This is a genomic window from Foliimonas ilicis (assembly GCF_039939195.1).
Lineage (GTDB): Bacteria > Pseudomonadota > Alphaproteobacteria > Rhizobiales > Rhizobiaceae > Foliimonas > Foliimonas ilicis.
Genome location: NZ_JBDUUH010000012.1, coordinates 99,687 through 122,618, shown reverse-complemented (window position 1 = coordinate 122,618; position 22,932 = coordinate 99,687). Strand labels below are relative to the sequence as shown.

General features: G+C 58.9%; 26 protein-coding genes. 13 read left to right on the top strand and 13 right to left on the bottom strand.

Annotated elements, in window-relative coordinates; all coding sequences use genetic code 11:
* Positions 1-12 precede the first annotated feature (12 nt).
* The 7 genes from ABFT80_RS22460 (at position 13) to ABFT80_RS22430 (ending at position 7,674) form a co-directional block, all read left to right on the top strand.
* Complete coding sequence (locus tag ABFT80_RS22460; RefSeq protein WP_347974189.1) at positions 13-1,872, top strand: ABC transporter ATP-binding protein; 1,860 nt, start codon at positions 13-15, stop codon at positions 1,870-1,872.
* A complete protein-coding gene (locus tag ABFT80_RS22455; protein WP_347974188.1) occupies positions 1,869-3,740 on the top strand; it encodes an ABC transporter ATP-binding protein in 1,872 nt (623 codons plus the stop codon). Before ABFT80_RS22460 ends, ABFT80_RS22455 begins: the two co-directional genes overlap by 4 nt.
* Positions 3,741-3,744: 4 nt before the next feature.
* Positions 3,745-4,038, top strand: coding sequence for a DUF6665 family protein (locus tag ABFT80_RS22450; RefSeq protein ID WP_347974187.1), 294 nt, complete (start codon positions 3,745-3,747; stop codon positions 4,036-4,038).
* A 215-nt stretch (positions 4,039-4,253) separates the two neighbouring features.
* Positions 4,254-4,817 carry a ubiquinol-cytochrome c reductase iron-sulfur subunit gene (gene petA / locus ABFT80_RS22445; RefSeq protein ID WP_347974186.1) on the top strand — a complete coding sequence of 188 codons (564 nt, stop codon included), beginning with the start codon at positions 4,254-4,256 and terminating at the stop codon, positions 4,815-4,817.
* Positions 4,818-4,838: 21 nt separating this feature from the next.
* Positions 4,839-6,143: a cytochrome b gene (locus tag ABFT80_RS22440; protein ID WP_347974185.1), complete on the top strand. Its 1,305-nt coding sequence runs from the start codon at positions 4,839-4,841 to the stop codon at positions 6,141-6,143.
* A 27-nt stretch (positions 6,144-6,170) separates the two neighbouring features.
* A complete protein-coding gene (locus ABFT80_RS22435) occupies positions 6,171-7,031 on the top strand; it encodes a cytochrome c1 (RefSeq protein WP_347974184.1) in 861 nt (286 codons plus the stop codon).
* 97 nt (positions 7,032-7,128) lie between these two features.
* Positions 7,129-7,674 carry an adenine phosphoribosyltransferase gene (locus tag ABFT80_RS22430; RefSeq protein ID WP_347974183.1) on the top strand — a complete coding sequence of 182 codons (546 nt, stop codon included), beginning with the start codon at positions 7,129-7,131 and terminating at the stop codon, positions 7,672-7,674.
* A gap of 257 nt (positions 7,675-7,931) precedes the next feature.
* Here the strand turns inward: ABFT80_RS22430 and ABFT80_RS22425 are convergent, their stop codons facing one another.
* From ABFT80_RS22425 to ABFT80_RS22395, 7 genes are all read right to left on the bottom strand, one after another.
* Positions 7,932-8,393 (bottom strand): MaoC family dehydratase, encoded by a 462-nt coding sequence (locus ABFT80_RS22425; protein WP_347974182.1) that lies wholly within the window; start codon positions 8,391-8,393, stop codon positions 7,932-7,934.
* Positions 8,390-8,857, bottom strand: a complete 468-nt coding sequence (locus ABFT80_RS22420) for a MaoC family dehydratase (RefSeq protein ID WP_347974181.1) — start codon at positions 8,855-8,857, stop codon at positions 8,390-8,392. Before ABFT80_RS22420 ends, ABFT80_RS22425 begins: the two co-directional genes overlap by 4 nt.
* A 100-nt stretch (positions 8,858-8,957) precedes the next feature.
* Complete coding sequence (gene ychF / locus ABFT80_RS22415) at positions 8,958-10,061, bottom strand: redox-regulated ATPase YchF (protein ID WP_347974180.1); 1,104 nt, start codon at positions 10,059-10,061, stop codon at positions 8,958-8,960.
* A 76-nt stretch (positions 10,062-10,137) separates the two neighbouring features.
* Positions 10,138-10,683, bottom strand: a complete 546-nt coding sequence (locus tag ABFT80_RS22410; RefSeq protein WP_347974179.1) for a dihydrofolate reductase family protein — start codon at positions 10,681-10,683, stop codon at positions 10,138-10,140.
* A gap of 5 nt (positions 10,684-10,688) precedes the next feature.
* Complete coding sequence (gene pth, locus ABFT80_RS22405) at positions 10,689-11,402, bottom strand: aminoacyl-tRNA hydrolase (RefSeq protein ID WP_347974178.1); 714 nt, start codon at positions 11,400-11,402, stop codon at positions 10,689-10,691.
* 26 nt (positions 11,403-11,428) lie between these two features.
* Positions 11,429-12,088, bottom strand: coding sequence for a 50S ribosomal protein L25/general stress protein Ctc (locus ABFT80_RS22400; RefSeq protein WP_347974177.1), 660 nt, complete (start codon positions 12,086-12,088; stop codon positions 11,429-11,431).
* Between the two features lie 278 nt (positions 12,089-12,366).
* Positions 12,367-12,690, bottom strand: a complete 324-nt coding sequence (locus tag ABFT80_RS22395) for a hypothetical protein (protein ID WP_347974176.1) — start codon at positions 12,688-12,690, stop codon at positions 12,367-12,369.
* On the opposite strand from ABFT80_RS22395, the gene ABFT80_RS22390 reads away from it, so the two are divergent.
* Positions 12,689-13,549 (top strand): LysR family transcriptional regulator, encoded by an 861-nt coding sequence (locus ABFT80_RS22390; RefSeq protein WP_347974175.1) that lies wholly within the window; start codon positions 12,689-12,691, stop codon positions 13,547-13,549. The two genes, ABFT80_RS22395 and ABFT80_RS22390, sit on opposite strands and share 2 nt — an antisense overlap.
* A gap of 12 nt (positions 13,550-13,561) precedes the next feature.
* Positions 13,562-14,308 carry a class I SAM-dependent methyltransferase gene (locus ABFT80_RS22385; protein ID WP_347974174.1) on the top strand — a complete coding sequence of 249 codons (747 nt, stop codon included), beginning with the start codon at positions 13,562-13,564 and terminating at the stop codon, positions 14,306-14,308.
* A gap of 225 nt (positions 14,309-14,533) precedes the next feature.
* On the opposite strand, the gene ABFT80_RS22380 is transcribed toward ABFT80_RS22385, so the two are convergent.
* The 6 genes from ABFT80_RS22380 to lgt form a co-directional block, all read right to left on the bottom strand.
* Entirely contained in the window at positions 14,534-15,466 is a 933-nt protein-coding gene (locus ABFT80_RS22380) for a ribose-phosphate pyrophosphokinase (protein ID WP_347974173.1), read from the bottom strand.
* 100 nt (positions 15,467-15,566) lie between these two features.
* A complete protein-coding gene (locus tag ABFT80_RS22375) occupies positions 15,567-16,109 on the bottom strand; it encodes a hypothetical protein (RefSeq protein ID WP_347974172.1) in 543 nt (180 codons plus the stop codon).
* Positions 16,110-16,165: 56 nt separating this feature from the next.
* Complete coding sequence (locus ABFT80_RS22370) at positions 16,166-17,317, bottom strand: M24 family metallopeptidase (protein ID WP_347974171.1); 1,152 nt, start codon at positions 17,315-17,317, stop codon at positions 16,166-16,168.
* Positions 17,317-18,111, bottom strand: a complete 795-nt coding sequence (pgeF, locus tag ABFT80_RS22365; protein WP_347974170.1) for a peptidoglycan editing factor PgeF — start codon at positions 18,109-18,111, stop codon at positions 17,317-17,319. Before pgeF ends, ABFT80_RS22370 begins: the two co-directional genes overlap by 1 nt.
* 117 nt (positions 18,112-18,228) lie before the next feature.
* Positions 18,229-19,290, bottom strand: coding sequence for a class I SAM-dependent methyltransferase (locus ABFT80_RS22360; protein ID WP_347974169.1), 1,062 nt, complete (start codon positions 19,288-19,290; stop codon positions 18,229-18,231).
* Complete coding sequence (gene lgt, locus ABFT80_RS22355; protein ID WP_347974276.1) at positions 19,287-20,138, bottom strand: prolipoprotein diacylglyceryl transferase; 852 nt, start codon at positions 20,136-20,138, stop codon at positions 19,287-19,289. Before lgt ends, ABFT80_RS22360 begins: the two co-directional genes overlap by 4 nt.
* A 156-nt stretch (positions 20,139-20,294) precedes the next feature.
* On the opposite strand from lgt, the gene ABFT80_RS22350 reads away from it, so the two are divergent.
* The 4 genes from ABFT80_RS22350 to ABFT80_RS22335 all read left to right on the top strand — a co-directional run bounded on the left by ABFT80_RS22350 (position 20,295) and on the right by ABFT80_RS22335 (position 22,928).
* Positions 20,295-20,609 carry an accessory factor UbiK family protein gene (locus ABFT80_RS22350; protein ID WP_347974168.1) on the top strand — a complete coding sequence of 105 codons (315 nt, stop codon included), beginning with the start codon at positions 20,295-20,297 and terminating at the stop codon, positions 20,607-20,609.
* A gap of 309 nt (positions 20,610-20,918) precedes the next feature.
* Entirely contained in the window at positions 20,919-21,419 is a 501-nt protein-coding gene (locus tag ABFT80_RS22345; RefSeq protein ID WP_347974167.1) for a type III secretion system chaperone family protein, read from the top strand.
* Between the two features lie 3 nt (positions 21,420-21,422).
* Positions 21,423-21,782 carry a tRNA-binding protein gene (locus ABFT80_RS22340; protein WP_347974275.1) on the top strand — a complete coding sequence of 120 codons (360 nt, stop codon included), beginning with the start codon at positions 21,423-21,425 and terminating at the stop codon, positions 21,780-21,782.
* 72 nt (positions 21,783-21,854) lie between these two features.
* The gene (locus ABFT80_RS22335) at positions 21,855-22,928 is read left to right on the top strand and encodes a DNA topoisomerase IB (protein ID WP_347974166.1); all 1,074 of its coding nucleotides are present in this window, start codon (positions 21,855-21,857) and stop codon (positions 22,926-22,928) included.
* Positions 22,929-22,932: the final 4 nt, after the last annotated feature.

The following is a 22,932-nucleotide window of genomic DNA, read 5'->3' as shown; positions in this document are numbered from 1 at the left end:
TTGAGAAAAACGATGTTTCGCTGGTTTGAAAACAGACTGAACCCATTTCCGGCCGCCGAGCCCGTGGAGCCGCCACGCACGCTCGTCGCCTTCTGTCTCCATTATACGCGGGGATCGTGGCCGTACATTATTATGGCCGCGATCCTGATGTCGGCCATCGCGATTGCCGAAGTCTGGATGTTCTCGTTCCTCGGCAACATTGTCGATTGGCTTTCGGCGCAGAACCGCGAGACCTTTCTTCAGAATGAAGGCTGGAAACTGGCCGGAATGGCGTTCATCGTGCTGGTTGCGCTTCCGGCAATGGTATTTGTCCATTCCTTGCTATCCCAGCAAACGCTGATGGGGAATTACCCCATGCGCATCCGCTGGCAGGTGCATCGCTATCTGCTCAAACAGTCGATGACATTCTATCAGGACGAGTTCGCGGGCCGCATCGCCACCAAGCTGATGCAGACCGCACTTGCCGTGCGCGAATGCGTGATCAAGCTGATCGACGTCCTGAATTACGTCATCGTCTATTTTCTGGGCGTGCTGTTTCTTGTCGGCTCTGCCGATTGGCGGCTGGCCATGCCGCTCGTCGTCTGGATCATCTGCTATATCGGCCTGCTTCGCTACTTCATTCCGCGTCTTGGACGGGTGGCCGAGCAGCAGGCGGATGCGCGCTCATTGATGACGGGCCGCGTGGTCGACAGCTACGCCAACATTCAGACCGTGAAAATGTTCTCGCATGCACGTCGCGAAGCGTCTTTTGCGCGTGAAGGCATGAGCAGCTTTCTGGATACGGTTTACCGTTCGATGCGGCTTGTGACCGAACTTTACGGCGCGCTCTATGTGTTGAACTCGCTGCTTCTGTTCTCGGTCGGCGCACTCTCGATTTATTTGTGGCTCGGCGCGACCGTTTCCATCGGCGCGGTGGCTGTGGTGCTCGGCCTGGTGCTTCGTCTCTGGGGCATGTCGCAGTGGATCATGTGGGAAGTCTCGGCCCTGTTCGAAAACATCGGAACGGTTCAGGACGGCATCAAGTCGATTTCGCTGCCGCATCTGGTCGAGGATAAGCCAGATGCAAAAGACATCGTAATCGACAAGGGCGAAATCCGCTTCGACAAGGTGGGCTTCCACTATGGCAAGGGCAAAGGCGTTATCAACGATCTGTCGCTGACCATCCGTGCGGGTGAAAAGGTCGGCGTAGTCGGGCGCTCAGGTGCGGGCAAGTCGACGCTGGTCAATCTCCTGCTTCGTTTTTACGATCTGGAGCAGGGTCGTTTGCTCATCGACGGACAGAATGTCGCCGATGTCACGCAGGACAGTCTGCGCGCGCAGATCGGTGTGGTTACGCAGGACACGTCCCTGCTGCACCGGTCGGTCCGCGAGAACATTCTTTACGGTCGTCCGGATGCGGGCGAGGAGATGATGATCGATTCTGCGCAGCGCGCCAGAACGCATGATTTCATCGGCTCCCTGTCCGATCCGAAGGGCCGCAAAGGGTTCGATGCGCATGTCGGCGAGCGTGGCGTAAAGCTTTCCGGCGGGCAGAGGCAGCGCATCGCGATTGCGCGCGTTATGCTGAAGGATGCACCGATTCTCATTCTGGACGAGGCCACGTCGGCACTCGATTCGGAAGTCGAGGCGGCAATTCAGGAGAACCTCTATCAGTTGATGGAAGGAAAGACCGTGATTGCAATCGCGCACAGGCTTTCGACCATCGCGGCGATGGACAGGCTGGTCGTCATGGACAAGGGCAATATCATAGAGGAAGGCACGCATGACGAACTCGTCGCGCGTGGCGGGCTCTATGCGCAGCTCTGGAATCGTCAGTCCGGCGGCTTCCTCCTGCATGATGAGCCAAACCCGGAGGAAATTGCCGCGGAATGAGTGAAGAAACAGGAATTCGCGAGCGCCTTTGGCGTCGCGCCGAAGGCGTAATCGATCCGTTCGCGGATACGGAACGCGAGGTGCTGCCCAAAGACGCTCTCGAATTCATCCTGTTCTTCGCGCGGCAGGCCAAATGGCCATTCTTTCTTCTGTTGATTGTCGGCGGCCTTTCGGGCGCAGTCGAGGCCGCGCTCTATTGGTCGGTCGGCTGGCTGATCGACATTCTCGACAAATCTTCGCCAACAACGCTTTTGCAGGATTACTGGCCGCATCTGACGGTGTTTTTGCTGCTGATCCTCGTCATACGCGCCCTGGTCATGATCGCCAATGCGGTGGTCGAGCAGCAGATGGTCACTCCGCATTTCTATCAACTCGTACGCTGGCAGGCGTTTCGCCGCGTTATGGAGCAGCCCTACGACTTCTATCAGAACGATTTCGCCGGACGTATCGCGACGAAAATCCTGCAGGGCGGTGAGGCGACCGGCGATTTCGTGACCTCGACGCTCCAGACCATGTGGAGCTTTTTGACCTTCGTCATTCTGGCGGGAACGATTCTTTCCACGCTCGACCCAATGCTTGGCCTGGTACTTATCATCTGGCTGGCGAGCTATTTCGCGGCGGCGTGGTTCCTCCTGCCACCCTTGCGCGCAGCCGGGCGCCGCACTGCCGACGAGCGCTCCGTTCTCAACGGGCGTATGGTCGATGCCTTCACCAATATTCTCGCCGTCAAACTGTTCGACAGCGGGCGGCGCGAGCATGCCTATGTGCGCGAAGGCATGGAGCGCTTCCTCGAAGCGCTGACCAAGATGACGCGCGCCGTCACCAGCGTTCGGGCGGCCGTCGCCATTCTCAATGGCTTCATGATGGCGGCGGTCGTCATGCTCGCCATCAAGAGCTGGATGAACGGAATTGCCACGACCGGTGAGATCGCCGCGGCTATCGGCCTGGTATTCCGTCTCAACCAGATGTCCGGCTATGTGATGTTCAACATCAACGGCCTGATCCGCTCCTATGCGACCGTGCAGGATGCAACCGGAACGGTTTCCGTCGAGCCCAATCTGAAAGACGCGCCGAACGCCGTTTTGCTGCCGCGGGTGAAGGGCGATCTGCGCTTTGAAAACGTCACCTTCCACTATGGCAGGGAAGGCGGCATCATCGACAATCTGAACCTGCATATAAAGCCGGGCGAGCGGGTTGCCATCATCGGCCCTTCGGGTGCCGGTAAGACGACGATCGTCAATCTCGCACTGCGCCTTTTCGACGTTCAGGGAGGTACGATCCGGCTCGACGGACAGGATATAAGTAAAGTCACGCAGGCATCTTTGCGCGCGCAGTTCGGTGTCGTCAGCCAGGACCCGATGCTCATGCATCGCTCCATTCGCGACAACATCGCCTATGCGAAGCCGGGCGCGACAGAAGACGAGATCATCGCTGCGGCCAAGCGTGCTTCGGCGCACGACTTCATTATGGATGTGGAAGATTCGCGCGGCCGCAAGGCTTATGACGCGTTTGTCGGCGAGCGCGGCGTCAAGCTTTCTGGCGGTCAACGCCAGCGTCTGGCAATCGCGCGCATGATGCTGAAGGACGCGCCGATCCTCATTCTGGACGAGGCGACATCGGCGCTCGATTCGGAAGTCGAAGCCGCGATCCAGGACAATCTCTACCGCCTCATGGAAGGCAAGACGGTGATTGCCATCGCGCACCGGCTCTCGACCATCGCGGCACTCGACCGGCTGATCGTCGTGGATGCGGGCAGAATCGTAGAGGAGGGCACGCATGACGATCTCATCGCCAGCGACGGCCTCTACGCGCATCTGTGGAAACGTCAGTCCGGCGGCTTCCTGCCGGACAGGCTGGCTGCGGAGTAATACGATGTCGTTTCGCCTGCCCGGCCTGCCCGATAATGGTTTCGACGTTCTCGAATATGAAATGCTCGCCGAAAAGGCGTCGTCGCTCGGCAGGACTGAACATCGGATGCGCGATGCGCTGAAAGTGCTGCGCGAAAACACGCGGGAAGGCAGGCAGGCCAGGCTTTTGAAGGATGCGGCCGACGCTGTTTACGCCTATTTCATACAGCGTGAGCTTTGCGGGATGCGCCGGCACGACGACATCATTCGCGAATACGATATTCCGCGGCAGGTGCTTGCGCGTCTCGGAGCGCGCTGAATCTTTTCGCGGGCCTGTGAAAAAGGCTCTGGAATACCCCCGCGACAATCTGCCCTTGGCTCTTGTGGCGTCTGGACAAGAGCCTGCTTCGCGCATAAACCAAACCCCAAATGCCGAAGGAATTCGCTAGCCTGTTGCCATGCGCTGTCGGGCGGCGTGCAAGAGCGGGGATGGCTCTACCTTCGGCGATCATGTGACGAAAGGATCAGAGTCCCGTGAGCGCAACCGATACAAGCGAGCCTACGCGCCGCGATTTTCTCTACGTCGCCACAGGTATGGCAGGCGTTGTTGGTGCGGCAGGCGTTGCCTGGCCGTTCATCGACCAGATGCGTCCAGACGCGTCGACGCTGGCTATGGCCACGATCGAGGTCGATGTTTCTTCGCTGCAGGCCGGCATGTCCCTGACTGCCAAATGGCGCGGCAAGCCTATTTTCATTCGCAACCGCACGCCCAAGGAAATCGAGGAAGCCAACGCTGTTGCGCTGGCCGATCTCAAGGACCCTGTGGCGCGCAATGCAAATCTCGACGCTGCTGCTCCCGCCACCGACATTGATCGTACGGCAGGCGAGGGCAAGGAAAACTGGATCGTCATGATCGGCTCGTGCACGCATCTTGGTTGCGTGCCACTCGGTCAGCAGGGCGATTTCGGTGGCTGGTTCTGCCCGTGCCACGGTTCGCATTACGATACGGCAGGCCGTATCCGTAAAGGTCCGGCACCGGAAAACCTGCACATTCCAGCATTTGAATTCATTTCCGACACTAAAATCCGGATCGGCTAAGGTCAGAGGGGGAATTTTTCCATGAGCGGTGGACACTCTACCTATACGCCCAAGACGGGCATTGAACGCTGGTTCGACGCGCGCTTGCCATTGCCGCGTCTGGTGCACGATTCATTCGTGTCCTACCCGGTTCCGCGCAATCTGAATTACGCCTACACGTTCGGCGGCATTCTCTCGATCATGCTGGTCGCCCAGATCCTGACCGGCGTCGTGCTGGCCATGCATTATGCGGCCGATACCGGGCTTGCCTTCAAGTCCGTCGAGAAGATCATGCGCGACGTGAATTCGGGCTGGCTTCTGCGCTATATGCACTCGAACGGTGCGTCGATGTTCTTCATCGCCGTATACGTTCACATCATGCGCGGCCTTTATTACGGCTCGTACAAGGCTCCACGCGAGCTTTTGTGGATCCTTGGCTGCATCATCTATCTCCTCATGATGGCCACGGGTTTCATGGGTTACGTTCTGCCTTGGGGCCAGATGAGCTTCTGGGGTGCGACCGTCATCACCGGCTTCTTCACGGCTATCCCGCTTGTCGGCGATTGGGTGCAGCAGCTTCTGCTCGGCGGCTTCGCGGTCGACAATCCGACGCTGAACCGCTTCTTCGCCCTTCACTATCTGTTGCCGTTCATGATTGCAGGCGTCGTCGTTCTGCACGTCTGGGCGCTGCATGTGACTGGCCAGTCGAACCCGACCGGCATCGAAGTCAAGTCGAAGACGGATACGGTCGCCTTCACGCCTTACGCTACCGTCAAGGACGCGCTCGGCATGCTGGTGTTCCTGCTGCTGTTCGCCTACTTCGTGTTCTATCTGCCGAACTTCCTCGGCCACCCCGACAACTACATCGAAGCGGACGCGTTGAAGACGCCTGCGCACATCGTTCCTGAATGGTACTATCTGCCATTCTACGCGATCCTGCGCGCCATCACCTTCAACATCGGCCCGATCGACTCGAAGCTCGGCGGCGTGCTTGCAATGTTCGGCGCAATCGCAGTGCTGTTCTTCGTGCCGTGGCTCGACACGTCGAAGGTTCGCTCGGCGGTCTACCGTCCCTGGTACAAGCTGTTCTTCTGGCTGTTCGTGATCAACGCGATCTTCCTGGGCTGGCTTGGCTCGCGCCCGGCGGAAGGTGTCTACGTCATCCTTTCGCAGATCGGCACGCTCTACTATTTCGGCTTCTTCATCGTCATCATGCCTGTTCTGGGCCTGATAGAGACGCCGCGACGCCTTCCGAATTCGATTACGGAAGCAGTGTTGGAAAAGAACAAAGGCAAGGCTTCGGTGCAACCGGCAGGCGCTGCCGCATCGCCCGAAACCAAAGGCTGAGTTGCAGGGAATCTGGAAGGAATTCACATGAAAAAGATTCTCAGCGGATTGGCGGTTATCGGCCTTCTCATCGTCGGTGCATCCGGAAGCGCGTTCGCGCAGGAGGAGCACAGCGAGGCGGAGCCGACGCACTATCCGATCCACAAGCCCGAAGAGATGAAATGGTCCTTCGCAGGTCCTTTCGGCACCTATGACAAGGGCCAGCTCCAGCGCGGCCTGAAGATCTACAAGGAAGTCTGCTCGGCTTGCCACTCCATGAATCTGGTGGCGTTCCGCACACTTTCCGATCTCGGCTACTCGGAAGCGCAGATCAAGGCGCTTGCGGCTGAGTATGAAGTGACGGACGGGCCGGATGCGGATGGCGAAATGTTCCAGCGCCCCGCACTTCCTTCGGATCACTTCCCGTCGCCATATGCGAACCATGAAGCGGCTGCGGCATCCAACAACGGTGCTGCACCCCCGGACTTCTCGCTCATTGCAAAGGCGCGGGGCGTCGAGCGTGGTTTCCCGACCTTCGTGTTCGACATCTTCACGCAGTATGCGGAAAATGGCCCGGACTACATCCACGCACTTCTGACCGGCTATGACGAGACGCCGCCGGAAGGCATGGAAGTTGCGGAAGGCACGCACTACAACCCGTACTTCATCGCGGGCAAGTCGCTGGCGATGGCCAAGCCGATCAACGATGGTCAGGTGACCTACGAAGACGGCACGCCCGAAACCGTCGATCAGTATTCGCGCGACGTTTCGGCATTCCTGATGTGGGCTGCAGAGCCGCATCTTGAAGCGCGCAAGCAGACCGGCTTCCGGGTTATCGTCTTCCTGCTGCTCTTCATCGGCCTCGTTTATGCGACCAAGCGCAAGGTCTGGGCGAACGTCGCTCACTAAGCGGCAAAGCTAAACTCCATAAAAAGGGCGCATCATGCGCCCTTTTCTTTTTTGCGCATGCGCGTCATCAATAGATTGCAACAGGATCGGCTGAACCATGAATCAATCGGTGGAAGAAACGCTGCTCGCGGCGATCCGTACCATTCCCGATTATCCGAAACCCGGCATCCTGTTCCGGGACATCACGACCTTGCTCGGCAATGCGCGTGCCTTTCGCCGCGCCATAGACGAACTCGTCCACCCATACGCCGGTGCGAAGATCGACAAGATCGCGGGCATCGAAGCCCGCGGCTTCATCCTCGGCGGCGCGATAGCGCATCAGCTTTCGGCCGGCTTCGTGCCTATCCGCAAGAAGGGCAAGCTGCCGCACGAGACAGTGCGCGTTGCCTACAGTCTGGAATATGGTCTGGACGAGATGGAGATGCACAAGGACGCGGTCAGCCCCGGCGAGAAGGTGATCCTGATCGACGATCTGATTGCCACTGGCGGCACCGCAGAGGGCGCTGTGAAGCTTCTGCGTCAGATGGGAGCGGAGATCGTCGCGGCCTGCTTTGTGATCGATCTGCCGGACCTCGGCGGTCGTGCCAAGCTGGAGGCGCTGGACGTGCCGGTGCGGACGCTGATTGGTTTCGACGGGCACTAACGCCCTTCATTTTTTAATAAAACGCAGGCGGGACATCTCCCCCCTCTGCCCTGCCGGGCATCTCCCCCTCAAGGGGGGAGATTATCTTGTCATCAGCGCGGAGCATCAATTGCCGACGTTGTAGAATGAAGGCGGATATCGATGTCAGCCAATCTCCCCCCTTGAGGGGGAGATGCCCGGCAGGGCAGAGGGGGGTGCTGTCCCGCCAGCGATTTTATTAAAAAATGAAGGGCGTTAGTAGCCAGAATGGACCGCTCTCAACCAGCCTTAACCAACACCGCGCTCTCGAATTCCAGCACCTTATCACCCGTCGAATCGAAGGCTTCCGCGATGATGCTCAAAAGCCGCCAGCCGGGTCGGCTGGCAATCGGGCGATGGGCAAGGCCAGTGCGCTTGAAGGTGATCGTTTCGCCCGCATAGACAGGCTTCAGCCATTTGAGGTTCTTGAAGCCGGGCGAGGGGCCGAATTCGGGTTCCGGCGTTTCGCTTTGCCAGCCATTCGGGCTGGGCTTTTGAAGATTGTAGCGCATCCACATCGCGGCGGTATGCCAACCGGAAGCACAGAGGCTGCCGAACACGCTGTTCTTCGCCTTTTCCGCATCTATGTGGAACGGTTGCGGGTCATATTTCGTCGCGAAAGCCACGATCTCTTCCGGCGTGAAAAGGTGCGATCCGAGCGTAACCGTCTCGCCAATCCCGAAAAATTCGTCGAGCGTCATTTTGCACCTGCCATTTCGCGGGTCAGGAACATGCCTGTGTTCTGAAGCTCGAATACGCTGTCGCCATTCTGGTTGAACAGTTCCGAGCGCATCGTCACGAAGCCCAGATTGGGCCGGGATTTCGAGACGCGTTTGGAAAGTATCACGGCCTCCGCACGCAATTCGTCGCCGGCAAGCACCGGCTTTTTCCATTTCACGTAGTCGATGCCCGGTGAGCCTTGCGAGGTGGAATCGAGCAGCAGGCTGTCACAGAGCATCCGCATGAACATCGCGCTTGTGTGCCAGCCCGAGGCGGAAAGCCCGCCGAGGATGCTGGCCTTTCCGGCTTCTTCGTCGAGATGCATGGGCTGCGGGTCGAATTGTCCCGCGAAATCGATGATTTCTGCTGCGGTCACGACTTTCGAACCGAGGTCGATCGTTCCGCCTTCGGCAAAATCCTCGTAAGCCCACGTCAAATCGTTCATGCCTGAATCCTGTCCATTCCTTGCGGGCTAGGATGGAGCGCCTTGCGAGATGTCGCAAGGCGAAGTGAGGCCAGGACCGATCGATGAATGCCGGTTGGTCCTATGTATTGAATTTGAAGAGCATGACGTCGCCGTCCTGCACCACATATTCCTTGCCTTCGTCGCGTGCCTTGCCCGCTTCCTTGGCCGCGACTTCGCCGCCCAGCGTCACAAAATCGTTGAAGGCGATAGTCTGCGCGCGAATGAAGCCGCGCTCGAAATCCGTGTGGATGACGCCAGCCGCCTGCGGTGCCTTGGAACCCTTTTCCACGGTCCAGGCGCGTGTTTCCTTCGGTCCTGCAGTGAAATAGGTGATCAGGTCGAGCAGCTCGTAGCCCTCGCGAATGAGACGGTCGAGGCCGGGTTCTTCGAGGCCGAGATCGGCCAGAAATTCGGTCGCTTCTTCATCGGGAAGCTGCGCGACTTCGGCTTCGATGGCGGCCGAGATGACGACAGTACGCGCACCCTGGGCCTTTGCCATCTTCTCGACGGCCTGCGTGTGCTCGTTGCCCTTGGCAGCATCCGCCTCGGCTACGTTGCAAACGTAAAGAACGGGCTTCGAGGTCAGCAGGTTCAGTTCCTGAAGGATTACGAGGTCTTCAGCGGCGATGCCGTCCAGAAGCAGGCGCACCGGCTTGCCGGCCTGCAAAAGCTCCAGCGAGCTTTCCATCATCGGAAGAACGGTCGTCGCTTCCTTGTCCTTGCTGGAGGCACGCTTGCGGAACTGCACGATGCGACGCTCGAGGCTTTCCAGATCGGAGAGCATCAATTCGGTTTCGACAGTCTCGGCGTCGGCCACAGGATCGATGCGGCCTTCGACATGGGTGATGTCGTCATCTTCGAAGCAACGCAGCACATGCACGATCGCGTCAACTTCACGGATATTGGCGAGGAACTGGTTGCCCAGGCCTTCGCCCTTGGAAGCCCCACGCACGAGGCCTGCAATGTCCACGAAGGAAATGCGGGTGGGGATGATTTCCTTGGACTTTGCGATGTCGGCGATCTTGCGCAGGCGCGGGTCCGGCACGGCCACTTCGCCTGTGTTCGGCTCGATCGTGCAGAAGGGATAGTTCGCCGCCTGCGCCGCCGCCGTTCTGGTCAGGGCGTTGAAGAGCGTGGACTTGCCGACGTTTGGCAGCCCAACGATGCCGCATTTGAAACCCATATGTCCGATCCTGTCGTGAATTCGATTATTAGAGAGGGCTATGGGCGATAGGGCAGACCATCGTCAAGCCCTCGGGCTATCTTCGCTCGGCTGCGCCAACGCTGTATCTTGAATGGATCACGCCGTTCGCCAGCGGTTTCGCGAATTCCAGCTTGAGCCATGCGTCCTCGCCATTGCGGCCGAAGGCGGGAATGCCTTCTCCCAGGATGACGGGTATCGTGCCGATCTCGACCGCGTCGAGCACGCCTGCGTCGATGAACTGGCGGGCGAGGTCGCCGCCGCCGAACATCCATATCCGGCCCGTCGCACCCCGGCTGCGCAGATTGTCGAGCAGTTCGCGCGGCCCACCCGCGACCGTCTCGACCCCTTGCGGTGCATCGGCGATGGGCCTGCGGGTCGCGACCGTGCAGGGCCATCGGCCATAATGCCAATCGCTGGCCCGGCGGGCGGCTTCGTATGAACCTCGGCCCATAACGATCCCGCTCAACGAATTCAGAAAGGTGTCGAAGTCGTAGTCTGCGTCCGCGGGGTAGTTGTCGAGCCAGTCAACCCGGCCGTCCGGTCTCGCGATGAAACCGTCGAGGCTCATCGCGAACATGTAGATTACGTCTTTGTCCGCCATCGGAATCACTCCTTGTTGCCAAAGAGCTTTCGTAACATGGCGGCCATCGGACCTGTGTCAGGAGCGTTTATCGCCGGTTTTTGCTGGCGCGCCTGCCTGATATGGCTCTGTGGCTTGGGCTGCGCGCGGCTTTGCTCCGGCTCTGCCTTGCCGCCGGATATGGCAAGGCTCGTCTTGTTCATGAAGCTGTTGTCGTCGCCCTTGGCCAGCAGACCGGCATTCTCGCCGATGGCATCCAGAAGCGGTTCCAGCCAGTTGTGCTCGGATTTCGCGAAATCACCCAGCACGTAATTGTGGACCAGTTCTTTCGCGCCGGGATGCCCGATGCCGATGCGCACGCGGCGATATTCCTTGCCGCAATGGGCGTCGAGCGATTTGATGCCATTGTGCCCGCCATGGCCGCCGCCGGTCTTGATGCGCACCTTGCCGGGCGCCAGATCGAGTTCGTCGTACAGCACGATCAGATCGGCAGGCGTCAGCTTGTGAAAGCGCATCGCCTCGCCGATCGACTGACCGGAAAGGTTCATGAAGGTCTGCGGCTTGATGAGCAGGATCTTTTCGCCATCCAGCGTGCCGGTGGCGATCTCGGCGTGGAATTTCTTCGACCAGCCCGAAAACGAATGGCGGCGGGCTATCGCGTCCGCCGCCATGAAACCGACATTGTGCCGGTTGTTCGCATATTTTGCGCCTGGATTGCCGAGCCCTGCGATGATCAGCATGGAAACGGTTCTCCTGGCAGAAAGGCTCAGCCTTCCTTTTCTTCAGTCTCTTCCGCTGCTTCTTCAGCCGCGGTCTCTTCGCCGTCAGCGGCGGCTTCGCTTTCCTCGCTCTTGAGGCTTGCGGGCGCTGCAACGGTTGCGATAGTGAAGTCACGGTCGGTGATCGTCGGCGTCACGCCCTTTGGCAGGGTGATGGCCGAGATGTGCACCGAATCGCCGATTTCGAGACCGGTCAGATCGACTTCGATCGCTTCTGGAATCGCATTGGCAGGCGAGCTGACTTCGATGTCGTGGCGAACGATGTTGAGCACGCCGCCGCGCTTGATGCCGGGAGCGAGTTCGTCGTTCAGGAAGTGGACAGGCACGTTCACGGTGACGACCGAATTCTTGCTGACGCGCAGGAAGTCGACATGCATCGGGAAGTCGCGGATCGGGTCAAGCTGATAGTCCTTCGGGAGGACCTGAATCTTCTTGCCGTCAAGGATGATCGTGGCAATGGTGGTTTTGAAACCGCCGCCATGAATCTTGTAGTAAATGTCCTTGTAGGACAAGGTGATAGCAATTGGGGTTTGCTTGTCGCCATAAATGACTGCAGGCACTTTACCGTTGCGGCGAATTTCACGGGCGGACCCCTTACCGACCTTTTCGCGCGCTTCGGCCGTGAGCTCATAAGTATCGTGGCTCATGGCATTTCCTTTCGAGTTGTATGGAGCCGCCTACGGAGAAGACCAAGCCTCGACCGTAAACGTCGAAAGCGGCAATCCATGACGCATGATCGTTTCCAAAAACCGGCAAGCCACTCTTCGGGATCATACGGCGGAAGCCGCCATCAGCCGCGTTGCCTCCAAGGGTGTCTACGCGGGTGGCGGCTCTATAGCGGAAGGTTGGCCGCAGTGCAAGTTTTGCAAGCGGTTGAGAAGGAAATGCCTCGTCCAAACTTGGTTTGGCAAGCGGGCACGTATGATCAAAGCTGCCACGGCTGTTTGATCTTCTGCCATTCACTCCAGAAATGCTCTTCCGGCCCCGCAATATCCTCGCGCGTCATGCCGATATCGGTAATCAGACGATCGTCATGTTTGCGCAAAATATCCGCATAATCATGCGGGACGCTTTGCTGCGGAGCTTTTTTCTGCGGCGAGAACGAAAGTCCGATCGCCGGGCTGGATGTGTATGTCATGGCGGTCACGCGTTGATGTTGCCTCTTGGATAATCCTAACGCACAGGTTTGACATTCGACCATCGAATTGTAATCATGATAGCCATTCGTAAATCTGATGGCATTGCTCATGAACACTCCACTCGACAGCGAGCTTTTGCGGACCTTTCTGGCGGTCGCGGAAACCGGTAATTTCACCAAGGCGGCGACGTCGGTCTATCGCACGCAGTCTGCCGTCAGCATGCAGATCAAACGTCTCGAGGAAGGGATCGGCGCTGCCTTGTTCATGCGCGGGTCGCGCGGCGTGGAACTGACGCGCAAGGGCGAGCAGCTCCTGGACAATGCACGGCGCATCGTTTCCCTGCTGGATGAAACTGCCGCGTCCATGTCTTCGCCGCCGCTAACCGGTCGAGTGCGCATCGGCATTCCCGAGGAGTGGGGATATGCGATGCTGTCGCGCGCGCTTGGCACGTTTGCGAAAGCGCATCCCGATGTCGAAATCTCGGCGCGTTATGGATGCTCCACCCAGCATATGAACGAGTTGCGGGCGGACGATCTGGACATTGCGGTCGTCTTCGAATGGCAGGATTTTTCGGATGGCGAAATCCTGATGACAGACCCGACAGTATGGGTAACGTCCGATGCGCATGTGCTGCACGAGCAGCGCCCGCTGCCGATTGCGCTTTATGAAAATTCCGGCTGGTGCATGGATTTCGCTTTGAAGTCGCTCGACACCCGCGAGCTGCCTTATCGTGTGGCTTATCGCAGCGATACGAGCGGCGGGCTGAAGATCGCCGTCGCCTCGGGTCTTGCCATCGCGCCGATTTCGCGAAGCAATATCCCGGAAGGATGCCGTGAACTGACCGCAGACGAAGGGTTCGGCAACATCGACGCATCGAATGTCGTCATGCATCGCAATGCCCGGTCTCAAGGCGACGTCAGCGACGGAATGGCCCGCGCGATCCGCGATGCATTCTCCGCGGTGTCGTGAGGAGGCTCATTCATGCCGGATGACACCGACCAGCTTTATTGCGATCCGCAAATTGTCCAATTCTACGATCTGGACAATGGGTGGCGCGACGATTTCGAATATTGCATCGGCCTGGCCAAGGATGCGCAGTCCGTTCTCGATCTCGGCTGCGGGACCGGACAATTGGCGGCTGCTTTGGCTGGCGACAGGCTCGTGGTGGGCGTCGATCCTGCATCGGCGATGCTTAATGCCGGCAAAAAAAGACCGGGAGGCGGCAAGGTCAAATGGGTCGAGGGCGATGCAAGATCACTTCGGTTGGAGCAGACATTCGACCTCGTGATTTTAACCGGCCACGCTTTTCAGGTCTTTCTGACCGATGAAGATCGCAGGCAGGCCCTCAACACTGTTGCGCGTCATCTGACACCGGGCGGCAGGTTTATCTTCGATTCCCGCAATCCTCTTGTCGAGGAATGGCGCGAATGGACGCCGGAGCATTCGCTTCACTTTCTGGATCATCCAGAGCTTGGCAAAGTGAAATCCTGGAATGATATCGCGTATGATTTCGAAACTCACATCGCGACATATGAAACGCATTACGAGAGTTTGGCCGACGGAAAAGTATGGTCCGCCAGTTCGCGCATAGCGTTTCCAGCCAAAGCAGACATCGAGCGGATGTTGTCCGCGTCAGGGCTGACGGTCGATAAATGGCTGGGTGATTGGCAAGGCGGTGCCTGTGAGGCGACTTCGCCGGAAATGATCCCGATAGGCCGATTGAGCTAGAGCGGTTCCTACTTTGATGGAATCACGAGGCGCCCCCCTCTGTCCTGCCGGACATCTCCCCCACGGGTGGGGAGATTGGCTGACACAACTCTCGGCCTTCATTCTGCAACGCTGCAATTGATACTGCGTTTAATGAAAAGGTAATCTCCCCACCTGTGGGGGAGATGTCCGGCAGGACAGAGGGGGGCGCTGTCCCGCCAGCGTTTCAACTTAAAATGAAGGATTCTAGTCGAACAGGCTGGAAACCGATTCTTCGGTCGCGGTACGCGAGATCGCTTCGCCGATCAGATCGGAGATCGAGACGACACGGATATTGTGCGCATCGACGACGGCCTGCGTCGGCTGGATGGAATCGGTGATCACCAGTTCCTTCAGCTTCGATCCGGTGATGCGGGCAACAGCGCCGCCCGAAAGCACGCCGTGGGTGATGTAGGCGGTAACGCTGGTCGCGCCGTTTGCGAGGAGCGCATCCGCCGCGTTGCAGAGCGTGCCGCCCGAATCGACGATATCGTCGAACAGGATGCAATCCTTGCCTTCGACTTCACCGATGATGTTCATGACTTCGGATTCGCCCGGACGCTCACGGCGCTTGTCGACGATGGCGAGCTGCGCATCGACGCGTTTTGCCAATGCGCGGGCGCGAACCACGCCGCCGACATCCGGCGAGACGACCATCAGGTTCGAAAGGTTGTAGTTGGCCTTCACGTCGCGCGCCATGACAGGCACTGCGAAGAGATTGTCGGTCGGGATGTCGAAGAAGCCCTGGATCTGCCCGGCATGCAGGTCGAGCGTCAGAACGCGGTCGGCGCCTGCGCGGGTGATCAGGTTAGCGACGAGCTTCGCCGAGATCGGCGTGCGGCCCGATGCGCGGCGATCCTGCCTTGCATAACCGAAATAGGGGACGACTGCCGTGATGCGCCGTGCCGACGAACGGCGGAAGGCGTCGATCATGATGAGCAGTTCCATCAGGTGATCGTTTGCGGGGAAGGCGGTCGACTGAAGGACGAAAACGTCCTCGCCGCGCACATTTTCTTGAATCTCGACGAAGATTTCCTGATCCGCAAAACGCCTGACGCTGGCTTTGCCGATCGGGATGTTGAGATAACGGGCGACGGCTTCAGCCAGCACCCGATTGGAATTGCCCGCAAAGAGTTTCATGAATTTTTCCCGGCGAAGGATATTTGGGGGCTTTTAGCGGGATGAGCCGGTAATGCAAGCATTGATGGCTCGATTCCTGAAGAAACCTGTGTGCGGGCGATCATCCGGTCTGTGACGAGAGCCATGTGACGAGCTGATCGACCGTGCTGTCGGCGATCGTTTCCATCTCCGAGGCAGGCACGCCCGGCCAGCCGGGAGTCGGGCTTGCCTGCATCTTTTGCTGGCCGTTTATACGGTGCAGACGCGTTCCTGCAGGGTCGTAAATGTCCCAGACATAGATGACCGTCGTTTCGTTATCTTCCGAGAAAACCGAGAAATAGCCTTTCAGACTATGGGTCGCAGTGCTGCTTTCAGCGCTGCCGAAAACCGTCAGGCCGCGTTCGCGCGCCTTTGTCACCAGCCGGGCGGTGAGGGGCGTTGCGGCCTCGGCAGACGCACCGATGATCGGCGCTATCTGAATGCGCGCGCGCTTGGCAACCGCATTGGCCGGTGCGTTCGACGTGCCGGGATTAGCCGATGGCGTTGCCGCTGCGGTTCCCGGCGGCTCGATCGCTGCCGGATCCAGCACATCCTGCGTGCTCGTGCATGCAGACAGGGCAGTCGCGGCGATCAGGGAAATCGCCGTGAAACGCAAATTTTTCATAAAGCAGGTCTCCCAAAAACGCGGGCTTACTCCGCAACCTGTCCCTATTTTTTCTATCACTTCACGATCAAGTCGAGATCAAGGCGTGAAAGCGATTTCGGCTCCGATTCCGTGGTCAGATATGTACGACCCAGTGTCATCGCGGTTTCCGTTTCCGAATCCATGATGATCATATGGGCGAAAAGCGTCATGTTCGGTGCGATGGGCTCGGCATTGCCCTGGAAGAACATCGGCATATCCATCCATGATGGCGTGAAGCGCGCGCCGACCGAATAACCGCATGCATTCAACCGATGCTTGGTCAGGCCGTGCGCTTCCATCGTGCGGGCGTGGGCGTCGAACACGTCGCCGAATGTATTGTCGGAGGTCATCGCCTTTTCGACGGCGATTAGCGCATCGCGTGCGGCTTCGAACAATTCCTGATGGCGCTTGGAGGCCTTGCCGGTCAAAACCGTGCGCATCATCGGCGCATGGTAATGGTTGAACACGCCCGCCCATTCCAGCGTCAACTGGTCGTTCTTGGTGAGCTTGCGGCGGCCCGATTTATACCGGCAAAGCAGTGCGTCCACACCGGAGCCGATGATGAATTCGTTGGCGGGATAATCGCCGCCGCCCGCGAAGATAGCGCCCTGCATCGCTGCCAGTATTTTTGCCTCGTCGCCGCCCTGCTTGATGAGCGGCAATGCCGCTTCCAGCGCATCGTCGGAAAGGCTTGCCGCCTTCTCCGCCTTGGCGATTTCGGCCGGGCTTTTGAACAGACGCAGACGTCCGACAATGCCGGACGCATCGACGATCTGGCCGAATGAATGCAACTGCTCGTCAAGCCGCCTGCCGTTGAAGGCGGTCAGGCCGTGCGTGTCGTATTCGACGCCGATACGTGCACCGAGAAGGTCGAGATCGTTCAGCAGATTGCGCAGATCGGTCGTCGGGTTGGCGTCGGCGCGGTCGGTCCAGACCACGATATTGTCGATGGTGGAGGTGTGGCGCGCCTGCCGCAGATCGGCGGAACGCGTCAGCAGGATCATCGAGCCGTCCGCCTTCATCACCAGGCACTGGAAGAAGCAGAAGCCGAACGTGTCGTAGCCGGTCAGCCAGTACATGCTTTCCTGCGCGAAAAGCAGGATCGCGTCGAGCTTGCGCTCGGCCATTTCAATGATCAGCCGGTCGCGTCTTGCGTCAAATTCGGAGCGTTCAAAATGCAGCGCCATCAAATATTCTCCAACACGATTGCCGAGATTTGTCGTCCATAATCGGGTTCCTTGCGGTGCGTGGTGCGCCGGTAGGAATAGAAAAGCGCCTCTTCCTCATAGGTGCAGCGGTTCAGGCATTCCGCCGTCACACCTGCCGCCCGCAGCCGGTCCACCGTATAGGTGTTCAGGTCGAACATCGAATGCCCGGCATTCGATGAAGGCGAGAAATACGCATCATTGCCTGCATCCGCCTCGATGAAACGCGCGACGAATTCAGGCCCCACCTCGTAATTCTTCGCGCTTATCGAAGGGCCGAGCACGGCGAAGATGTTGTCGCGCTTCGCGCCGATGCTTTCCATCGCGGAAATCGTGTTTTCGAGAACGCCGGTGAAGGCGCCTTTCCATCCGGCGTGAGCTGCACCTATCACACGCGCTTGCGCATCGGCAAAAAGGACCGGCCCGCAATCGGCACTCGACGAGCCGAGCGCCAGTCCTGGCCTGTCCGTCACCAGCGCGTCCGCCTTGGGGCGTTCGCCCGAAAACGGTTCGCGGGCGATCACCACGTCGGGCGAATGAACCTGATAAAGGCTGAGCAGCGCACCGGGCTTTACGCCCATCCATTCGGCAACGCGGCTGCGGTTTTCCCGCACAAGTTCCTGATCGTCATCGGAGCCGACGCCGATATTCAGCCCTTCATAGATGCCTTTGGAAACGCCGCCCGTGCGTGTGAAATAGCCGTGTCTGATACCGTTTGCGCTCGCGTGGTCGAGCAGGGATGATCGGACAGGCTCCGGTCTGGATTGTTCTGACATATGTGCCTTGTTCTCTGCGGGAGCCGTCTCGTCAAGGCCGAATGCGACCTCGGAACTGGTAACAGTGAAACAGCCGACCGTCTCTCGTCAATCCCGGATCGGGATCATGCTGCTGGTTCATCGAGACTTTCGGGAAATCTCAAGCACCTTGAAAAGCTCGCCCATGGCGTCTGGTCCGGCGAGGCGCTCGACTTCACCACGCAGCCTTTCGCGCGTTGCTTCATCGGCATTCGCGCCAAGCGCACCGGCTCTTTCCAGAAGGCCCATGGAGAGCAGGAACTCACCCTGCGTGGTCAGTTTCGTGGCAAGACCCTGTGCTTCAGCGCTGGTCGCGAGCATGGAAAAATCGACATGGCTGGTCAAATCGGCTTCACCGGGCGAGGCGAGAACATCCTCATAGTCATGTTTGCGAAGCGCCTGAAACGTGTCGCCGAGTGCCGTTTCGCGGTAGCCATAATCGATGAACAGGCCAGCGCCGCCGGATCTTGCAATGCGCTCTGCAATGCCACTCATGAGGTTGTTGCGGGCAGGCGCTATCTCGAAAATCGCGCCGTCTTCAGCTTTGTCTGCATCGGCCGGAAGCAATGCCGGGTCGAGCGAACCGGCACCTGCCGCAAACCGCAACGCGCCATTTTCGTCCAGCCCGACGACCCGTTCCTTCCATTTTCCGCCTGAAAATACGAATTGCCGCATCGGAATCGCGTCGAAAAGCTCGTTTCCGATGATGAAAAGCGGAAAATCCGGCAGGGTTTCGATGGAATTTTGCCAAACCACATTGGCGTCGATGCCTGAAAGCGTTTCTTTCTGGATTTCCGTCAGGCGCGAGCTGGTTTCGATCATCGCGAAATGAGCGCTGCTAAACAGGTCGCGGTCGAGCCTTTGCAACACCCGCAAGATGTCCTTCATCAGCGTGCCACGACCGGGGCCAATCTCGGCAACGGTCACAGGCATCGGGCGTTCGGCATCCAGCCACGCGCTGGCCAGCCATGCACCTATCAATTCGCCGAACATCTGGCTGATTTCCGGCGCGGTCGTGAAATCGCCAGCCGCGCCGAAGGGTTCGCGGGTCGTGTAATAGCCAAGCTGCGGGTGGAACAGGCACAGCGCCATATAGTCGGCGACCGTCATAGGGCCTTCCGTGGCGACTTGCGCCCTTATCCGCTCGTTGAGCGGTGTCATCCCGCCAGCGCCTTCGCGGCACGGTTTGCGCGCAGCATCGCCCATATCCCGACCAGAACCATAGGCACGGAAAGCACCATGCCCATCGTCAGCCAGCCGCCCAGCAGATAGCCGAGCTGCGGATCGGGTTCGCGGAAGAATTCGACGAAGATGCGTGACGCGCCATAGCCTGCCACGAAGGCTCCGGCGACGAAGCCCGGCGCTTTCAGCTTGAACAGCGTGTGGGTCAGAATTCGCAGGATGATGAACAGAACGAGCCCTTCGAGCGCTGCCTCATAAAGCTGGCTCGGATGGCGCAGAAACGGCCCGCCAGTCGGGAATTCGAATGCCCATGGCACATCGGTAACGCGGCCCCAGAGCTCGGAATTGATGAAATTCGTGCTGCGCACCAGCCCCAGCCCGACAGGCGCGCCAGCAGCGATCACGTCGAACATGCTCCAGACCTTGACGCCGCGCGAGCGTGCGAACAGAATCATCGCGATCGTCGTTCCGGCAAAGCCGCCATGGAACGACATGCCGCCCTGCCAGACCGCGAATATATCGAGCGGATTCTGAATGTAGCGCGCGAGATCGTAGAACAGAATGTAGCCGATGCGTCCGCCAAGCACGACGCCGACGGCGGCCCAGACGATGAAATCGTCGAGGTCTTCCGGCTTCATCGGCAAGGTTTTGTTGCGCCAGAGCGCGGAGTTCGTCACCAGGCGCTTGCCGTACCACCACGCGAACAGGATGCCGACGATATAGGCCAGCCCATACCAATGGATGGCGAGCGGGCCGATCTGCACGATCACAGGGTCGATATTGGGAAAGGGCAACGCCGCCAGCGGCAGAAGCAGATAGTCGGTCAATTCAGGTGCCTCGAACGATTGATATGGCGGCATGGCCTTTTACAGCGGGCGGAACATGCGGCAGGCTTGGGGCGCGGTCAAGGCGCTGCGGCGACGATGCAGCTTGCATTCGCGCCCATACGCCATTACCTCGAATGAAACGAGCGAGGTTTTGCCATGTCGACCGGACCAAATCGCATTCTCGATGAATTCGCCAAGCTGATGACAGACGCAGCAGGGGCCGCCCAGGGCGTGCGCCGCGAAGTCGAAACCGCCGTCAAGGGACAGGCCGAAAAGGTCCTGAACTCGATGGATGTGGTCAAGCGTGAAGAGTTTGACGTCGCGCGCGACATCGCCCTTCGGGCGCGTGCGGAGAACAAGGAACTGCTCGCGCGCATCGAGACTTTAGAGGCACGTATTGCCGAATTGTCCGGCACAAGCGCGCCGAAAGCTTCCGCAACGTCCGCTGCGAAGCCCAAAACCAAAAAATAACAAGAATTTTTTCCACAAGGTGCTGCACGAAAAAGCGCTTTGTCGTGAATCGCTTACCGCATTCGCGTGAATCTCTGCGGTAAGCTCTGTCCACATGCGATTTGGCCCTGAACCAAAAAGGGGCTGTTCACGCGACTCTGCATCAATAGACTGAATTTGTTGCATGATTCGGAACCGGGTCATGTCGCCGGACGGCGGGGTCCGAGTTCGGGGTGTGTTGCGCCTCGCCTCCTGTCGGTCGCCTAAAGTTTGCGTGCATGCGTTTCCGGGGAGCCTGCGGTGGCGCTCCCAGAACGTCAGGAATTTTTCATGGAACTTCTCGAACTCGAATATTCTCGCGAAATCCATCCGGTGGACGTGATCGAGCAGGTCGCTCACAACAATGAGTGGTCGTTCGAACGCGCCGGCGATGACGAGATTTCGATTTCCGTCGCAGGCAACTGGACCGATTATCACGTCTCCTTCTCCTGGATGGAAGATTTCGAAGCGCTGCATCTGGCTTGCGCCTTCGACATCAAGGTGCCGGAAAATCGCACCCTTGAAGTGATGCGCCTGCTGTCGCAGATCAACGAGCAGATGCTGTTCGGTCATTTCGACCTGTGGGAGCAGGAAGGCGCGATCATGTTCCGCCAGTCGCTGCTTCTGGCAGGCGGCGTGGAGCCGACGAGCCAGCAGGTCGAAGTGTTGCTGTCGAGCGCGCTCGAAGCCTGCGAATGCTATTTCCAGGCGTTTCAGTTCGTCGTCTGGTCGGGAACCTCGGCCAAGGATGCGCTGGCAAGCGTGCTTTTTGAGACTTTCGGGAACGCCTGATCCATCATGTCTTCTTCCGAAAGAAAGCCAGAGATCACATTTGCGGATTTCGACAAGGTCGACATCCGCGCAGGCACAATCGTCGAGGTGGAGCCTTACCCGGAAGCGCGCAAACCGGCCTTCAAGCTGAAGATCGATTTCGGCGGCTCGATCGGCGTGAAGAAGTCTTCGGCGCAGATCACGAAATACTATTCGCCGGAAACGCTGGTCGGGCGGCAGGTTTTCGCGGTGGTCAATTTCCCGCCGCGCCAGATCGGCAAGTTCATGTCGGAAGTGCTGACGCTGGGCTTTCCCGACGAGGAAGGCGATGTCGTGCTGGGCGCCATCGAGCGCAAGGTGCCGGACGGCGGGCGTCTTTTCTGATCCGCCATTAGGAGCAAACGGAACCAGCAGGCAATCCGCAGCTTATTGTCCATCCGAGTGGTGGAGCGTTGCGTGCTGGATCGTCCGTCCCGAAAAACTCTGAAAACTGAACGGCCCGACGCGCAAGCGTCGGCCAAAAGCGCGTCGCTGGTTCATGCGAACGATCTGGAGCCGGGTATTTCGCGCAAGCGTGCGGGCAAGGGGTTTTCGTATCGCGGGCCGAATGGCTCGAAGGTGGATGCAAAATCCATCGCGCGCATCAAAAGTCTCGTTATCCCGCCTGCCTGGACAGATGTCTGGATTTCACCGGACCCGGATGGGCATCTGCAGGCGACGGGCAGGGACGTTCGCGGGCGCAAGCAATATCGCTATCATCCGCGCTGGTCGGCCTGCCGCGATGAGGTGAAATATTCCAGCCTGCCGGAATTTGCCGAGGCTCTGCCCAGCCTGCGCGACAGGATCGATGCCGATCTGCGGCGGCAAGGTCTGCCGCGCGAGCGTGTGCTGGCGTCCATCGTCTGGCTGCTCGACAACACGATGATCCGCGTCGGCAACGCCGCTTACGCCCGCGACAATAAGAGTTTCGGGCTGACCACCTTGCGTGACCGGCATCTGACCGTCGAAGGCTCGAAATTGCGGTTCGCCTTCAAGGGAAAGTCCGGCAAGGAGTGGAATCTGAAGCTGGTCGACCGGCGCATCGCGCGCATCCTGAAAAGCATTCAGGACATTCCGGGCCAGCATCTGTTTCAATATCTGGATGAGGATGGCGCGCGCCGCATGGTGCGTTCGCAGGATGTGAACGAGTATATTCGCGAGGCGACGAATGCCGATTTCAGCTCCAAGCATTTCCGCACATGGGGCGGCACGATCAATGCCGCGACGCTGTTTTCCGCCACGCCTCTGCCTGAGACGAAGCACGAAACCGCGCGTGTGATGAATGCCGTGATCGACAAGGTCGCAACGCGCCTTGGCAATACACGCGCCGTCTGTCGCAAATGCTACATTCATCCCAATGTGCTGGACCGCTGGTCGCAGGGCGCGCTGCCGGACGAAATGGCAAAAGCCCGCCGCTCGTTCCGCAAACCGCTTGCCGGGCTGGATGAAGAGGAAACGCTGGTTTTCCGGTGGTTGGAGGGTAATCGGTGAGGGG